The sequence below is a fragment of the Pseudescherichia sp. AS216 genome (genome assembly GCF_037152055.1).
In the GTDB taxonomy this organism is placed as follows: Bacteria; Pseudomonadota; Gammaproteobacteria; order Enterobacterales; family Enterobacteriaceae; genus Pseudescherichia.
Window position 1 is genome coordinate 1 of sequence record NZ_JBBCMV010000014.1, and the last position, 4,469, is coordinate 4,469.

The following is a 4,469-nucleotide window of genomic DNA, read 5'->3' on the forward strand; positions in this document are numbered from 1 at the left end:
TTTAACATAGTCGGCGTGGCCCGGGCAGTCTACGTGTGCGTAGTGGCGAGTCGGGGTGTCATACTCAACGTGAGAGGTGTTGATGGTGATACCACGAGCTTTCTCTTCCGGTGCGTTATCGATCTGGTCGAATGCACGAGCAGAACCACCGTAGGTTTTAGCCAGAACGGTAGTGATGGCAGCGGTCAGCGTTGTTTTACCATGGTCAACGTGGCCGATAGTACCGACGTTAACGTGCGGTTTTGTACGTTCAAACTTTTCTTTAGACATCGATTGTCCCTCTAAGACACGGATAAATCGGTGATATCACCACATCAACCAGGCAACATGCCCGACTTGTTGAATGCTTTTAAATGTAAACAGAGAGAAACGGGAGGGAGAAGTGAAGTGGTGCTGATACCCAGAGTCGAACTGGGGACCTCACCCTTACCAAGGGTGCGCTCTACCAACTGAGCCATATCAGCACGTATTGGAGCGGGCAGCGGGAATCGAACCCGCATCATCAGCTTGGAAGGCTGAGGTAATAGCCATTATACGATGCCCGCATCCTGAAACTCGGCTACCCAGTTCTTTCTGTAACAAAAAAGAGATTGCTCTCTTTTTATGTTCGAGCTGCTTAATTTTTTAACCAGCTCAGGCGGCAATTATGCTGCCAGAAAGTGGTGGTGGGGGAAGGATTCGAACCTTCGAAGTCTGTGACGGCAGATTTACAGTCTGCTCCCTTTGGCCGCTCGGGAACCCCACCGGACTTGATGGTGCCGACTACCGGAATCGAACTGGTGACCTACTGATTACAAGTCAGTTGCTCTACCTACTGAGCTAAGTCGGCATCAAGTAGCGCGCATTCTAGGGAGCCTGGCGGGTTCATGCAACAAAAAAATCGCATAAAACGTTCTCTTGCTCACATTTTGTGCGCTGACATGAAAAAATGCTGTCATTTCATGCAACGGCGAACAAATATTCAACGTTTTATCGCTTCGTAAAGCGGAAAGAGAATGTCAAAAAGCGGCGAAATCACCGTGGGCCGATCCTGTTACGTGATGCGTATCAGTGAAAGCACTATTCGCCACTATTTTTTCTTATCCTTACCTGCAATCTGATGTTACCCTCCTGCCCATTGTCCATAATAAACTTCAATGTAGCGTGCTATTGAGCTGTCTTTCAGGACTGCGCATCGCTGAACGTTTATCCTCGGAACGGTGACGATAAATGGCACGCAGAAACATGCTTATGAATGCAGCAGAGCAAACGTTAATGACGCCTTACTTACAGTTTAACCGCAGCCAGTGGGCTGCACTTCGTGACTCGGTGCCGATGACCCTGACGGAAGGGGAAATTGCGCGGTTAAAAGGTATTAATGAAGATCTCTCCCTTGAAGAGGTTGCAGAGATCTATCTGCCTCTGTCGCGTTTACTCAATTTCTATATTAGCTCTAACCTGCGCCGTCAGGCCGTACTGGAGCAGTTCTTGGGTACTAACGGGCAGCGTATCCCGTATATCATCAGCATTGCCGGCAGCGTGGCCGTAGGGAAAAGTACCACCGCTCGTGTACTGCAGGCGCTGCTGAGCCGCTGGCCTGAGCATCGCCGGGTAGAGTTAATTACTACCGATGGTTTTTTGCATCCTAACCAGGTGCTCAAAGATCGCGGCCTGATGAAGAAGAAAGGCTTTCCTCAGTCCTATGATATGCACCGGCTGGTGAAGTTCGTTGCCGATCTTAAATCAGGCGTGCCGGATGTGACTGCCCCGGTCTACTCTCATCTTATTTATGATGTTATTCCCGATGGGGATAAGACGGTTACCCATCCCGATATTTTAATCCTTGAAGGTCTGAACGTGTTGCAGAGCGGAATGGATTATCCTCACGATCCGCACCACGTATTTGTATCGGACTTTGTCGATTTCTCTATTTACGTTGACGCTCCGGAAGATCTATTACAGCGCTGGTATATCAATCGCTTTTTAAAATTCCGCGAGGGTGCGTTTAGCAACCCGGACTCGTACTTCCACAGCTATGCGAAGCTCTCTGAAGAGGAAGCAGTGAAGGTCGCGACGTCCCTGTGGCAAGAGATTAACTTGCTGAATCTGAAAGAGAACATCTTACCTACTCGTGAGCGCGCTAGCCTGATCATGACTAAAAGTGCTAATCATGCAGTTGAGCAGGTTCGGTTACGCAAATAAAACAGGGAGCGCTACGCTCCCTGTTTCACTATTATTCCGCGCTTCTTAACGAAATTTCACCGCCCATCCACGCTTTAGTCGCTCCATTTTGCTCAAGCAGCAGTGCGCCTTGTGTATCTATTCCGCGTGAAATACCCACTATCTCTTTATCACCAATAATAAGTTTGACCGGACGGTTAATAAAGTTATCCAACTTTTCCCAGCGGGAAAGATAAGGGGTTAACCCCTCCTGCTCGAACAGCTCCAGCGCAGCGCGTAACTCGTTAATTAGCCGCGCGGCAAGGGTATTACGATCGATGGCGATCCCCGCTTCCTGAAGATTGATCCATCCCTGGTTGATAACGTCAGACTCAACCTTCCGCATCGCCAGATTGATCCCAGCCCCAATAACGATCTGTGCCGCATCGCCCGTCTTTCCCGTCAGCTCAACGAGAATACCGGCCAGTTTGCGATCCTGCAGATAGAGATCGTTGGGCCATTTGACGCGCACCTGGCTAGCACCCAGATCGCGCAGCACTTCTGCCATCACGATACCGATCACCAGGCTCAGGCCAATCGCGGCAGCGGGACCCTGTTCAAGACGCCAGTACATGGAGAGGTAGAGGTTCGCGCCAAAAGGAGAGAACCACTTACGCCCGCGCCGGCCCCGCCCCGCCTGCTGATACTCGGCAACGCAGGCATCGCCTGACTGTAAGGTGCCGATACGATCCAGCAGATACTGATTCGTTGAATCAATAACCGGCAGCACGGCAACCTGGCCCTGGTTTATCTGGCTGCTAATAAAATTCTGGCTTAACAGCTGGATAGGCTCCGGTAGGCTGTAGCCTTTTCCCGGTACGGTAAAGACATCAACGCCCCAGTCGCGCAGGGTCTGAATGTGCTTGTTAATGGCCGCCCGGCTCATTCCCAGGCGTTCACCCAGCTGCTCTCCTGAATGGAATTCGCCGTCGGCTAAAATTGAAATCAGGGTTAATGGAATAGTATTGTCCTTCACGCGATGATCTCCACGGCGTTCACCTCTCCCGTTGGGCCAATAAAACGCACCTCTGGCTCCAGCCAGACGTTGAATTTTTCTCCCACCTGCTGACGTACATGATGCGCCAGACTTACCACATCTTTGCTGGTCGCCTGATTTTCATTGATAAGCACAAGCGCCTGTTGGCGGTGTACGGCTGCACCGCCTACTGCCGTGCCTTTTAACTGGCAACGATCGATAAGCCAACCGGCAGCCAGCTTGACGGTGCCGTCGGCCTGCGGATAGTGCGGCGCATCAGGATAGTGAGTCAGCAGCTGTCGCGACGTCTCCGCACTCACTACAGGGTTTTTAAAGAAGCTTCCTGCGTTGCCGTTTACTTTCGGATCGGGAAGCTTGCTCATTCGCATATTGCAGACGGTATCAAAAACGTCCTGTGCCGTAACAGTAGCCGGATCGAGGCGCGCCAGATCGCCATAGGTCAGCACCGGCTGCCACGCTTTCGTCAGGCGTATCCCTACCGCGACGATGGCATGACTATGTTGATACTCGTGCTTAAAGATGCTGTCCCGATAGCCAAAGCGGCACTCTTGAGCGGTAAGGCGCTGGGTATGGCCAGTCGCAAGCTCAACGCAGTCGACATACTCGCATACGCGCTGTAGCTCAACGCCATACGCGCCGATGTTTTGAATGGGTGATGAACCTACACAGCCAGGGATCAGGGCCAGATTCTCCAGGCCAGCTATTCCTTGACTCAGCGTATATTGAACCAGTCGGTGCCAGTTTTCTCCTGCGCCAACGTGCAAATGCCAGGCATCGGTTTTTTCAGTGGTATCGATACCCATGATGCGGTTAACAATCACCGTTCCGGCAAAATCATTCAGGAAGAGAACGTTACTCCCTTCGCCCAGAATTAATACAGGCTGTTGGATCTGCACCGCATTCTGCCAGGCGCTAAGGAGCTGTTGCACATTGTTGGCAAGCACGATGTGGTTCGCATTATGCGCAATGCCAAAGGTATTCCAGGGTTTAAGGGAGTGATTCATAGACGCCATCCAAAGACAAAAACAGGGCTAGTGTACCCCATATGCTGGATGTTCGCTTGTGGTTGTCGTTGTAGGTTAATACGCCGGGAGGCACGCCGTTTGCCCGGCCTACAGGAGCGTTGCCGTCTGCGGAACACAACGCAAAAAGGCCATCCTTACGGATGGCCTTCTGCTTGTTTGATGCCTGGCAGTTCCCTACTCTCGCATGGGGAGACCCCACACTACCATCGGCGCTACGGCGTTTCACTTCTGAGTTCGGCATGGGGTCA

Annotated in this window: 4 protein-coding genes, 4 tRNA genes and 1 rRNA gene; 1 reads left to right on the forward strand and 8 read right to left on the reverse strand. The window is 51.6% G+C overall.

What is annotated here, in order from left to right; genetic code table 11:
* From WFN61_RS20625 to WFN61_RS20645, 5 genes are all read right to left on the reverse strand, one after another.
* A partial coding sequence (locus WFN61_RS20625) for a GTP-binding protein (protein WP_048955487.1) occupies window positions 1-270 on the reverse strand: 270 nt, incomplete at its 3' end.
* Window positions 271-388: 118 nt separating this feature from the next.
* Window positions 389-464, reverse strand: a tRNA-Thr gene (locus WFN61_RS20630).
* 6 nt (window positions 465-470) lie between these two features.
* Window positions 471-545: transfer RNA gene (locus WFN61_RS20635), tRNA-Gly, on the reverse strand.
* A 115-nt stretch (window positions 546-660) separates the two neighbouring features.
* Window positions 661-745: transfer RNA gene (locus WFN61_RS20640), tRNA-Tyr, on the reverse strand.
* Window positions 746-753: 8 nt separating this feature from the next.
* Window positions 754-829, reverse strand: a tRNA-Thr gene (locus WFN61_RS20645).
* A 401-nt stretch (window positions 830-1,230) separates the two neighbouring features.
* Here WFN61_RS20645 and coaA point away from each other — a divergent pair.
* Window positions 1,231-2,181, forward strand: a complete 951-nt coding sequence (gene coaA / locus WFN61_RS20650) for a type I pantothenate kinase (protein ID WP_337039144.1) — start codon at window positions 1,231-1,233, stop codon at window positions 2,179-2,181.
* Between the two features lie 31 nt (window positions 2,182-2,212).
* Here the strand turns inward: coaA and birA are convergent, their stop codons facing one another.
* From birA to rrf, 3 genes are all read right to left on the reverse strand, one after another.
* Entirely contained in the window at window positions 2,213-3,175 is a 963-nt protein-coding gene (birA, locus tag WFN61_RS20655) for a bifunctional biotin--[acetyl-CoA-carboxylase] ligase/biotin operon repressor BirA (RefSeq protein ID WP_337039145.1), read from the reverse strand.
* Window positions 3,172-4,200 (reverse strand): UDP-N-acetylmuramate dehydrogenase, encoded by a 1,029-nt coding sequence (gene murB, locus WFN61_RS20660; protein WP_257759197.1) that lies wholly within the window; start codon window positions 4,198-4,200, stop codon window positions 3,172-3,174. Before murB ends, birA begins: the two co-directional genes overlap by 4 nt.
* Before the next feature lie 182 nt (window positions 4,201-4,382).
* Window positions 4,383-4,469 (reverse strand): 5S ribosomal RNA (gene rrf, locus WFN61_RS20665); the annotation flags it as partial.

Bases quoted from the DNA above. Each gene is read 5' to 3' on its own strand.
- coaA (WP_337039144.1), top strand. From the start codon at position 1,231: ATGAATGCAGCAGAGCAAACGTTAATGACGCCTTACTTACAGTTTAAC.
- murB (WP_257759197.1), bottom strand. From the start codon at position 4,200: ATGAATCACTCCCTTAAACCCTGGAATACCTTTGGCATTGCGCATAAT.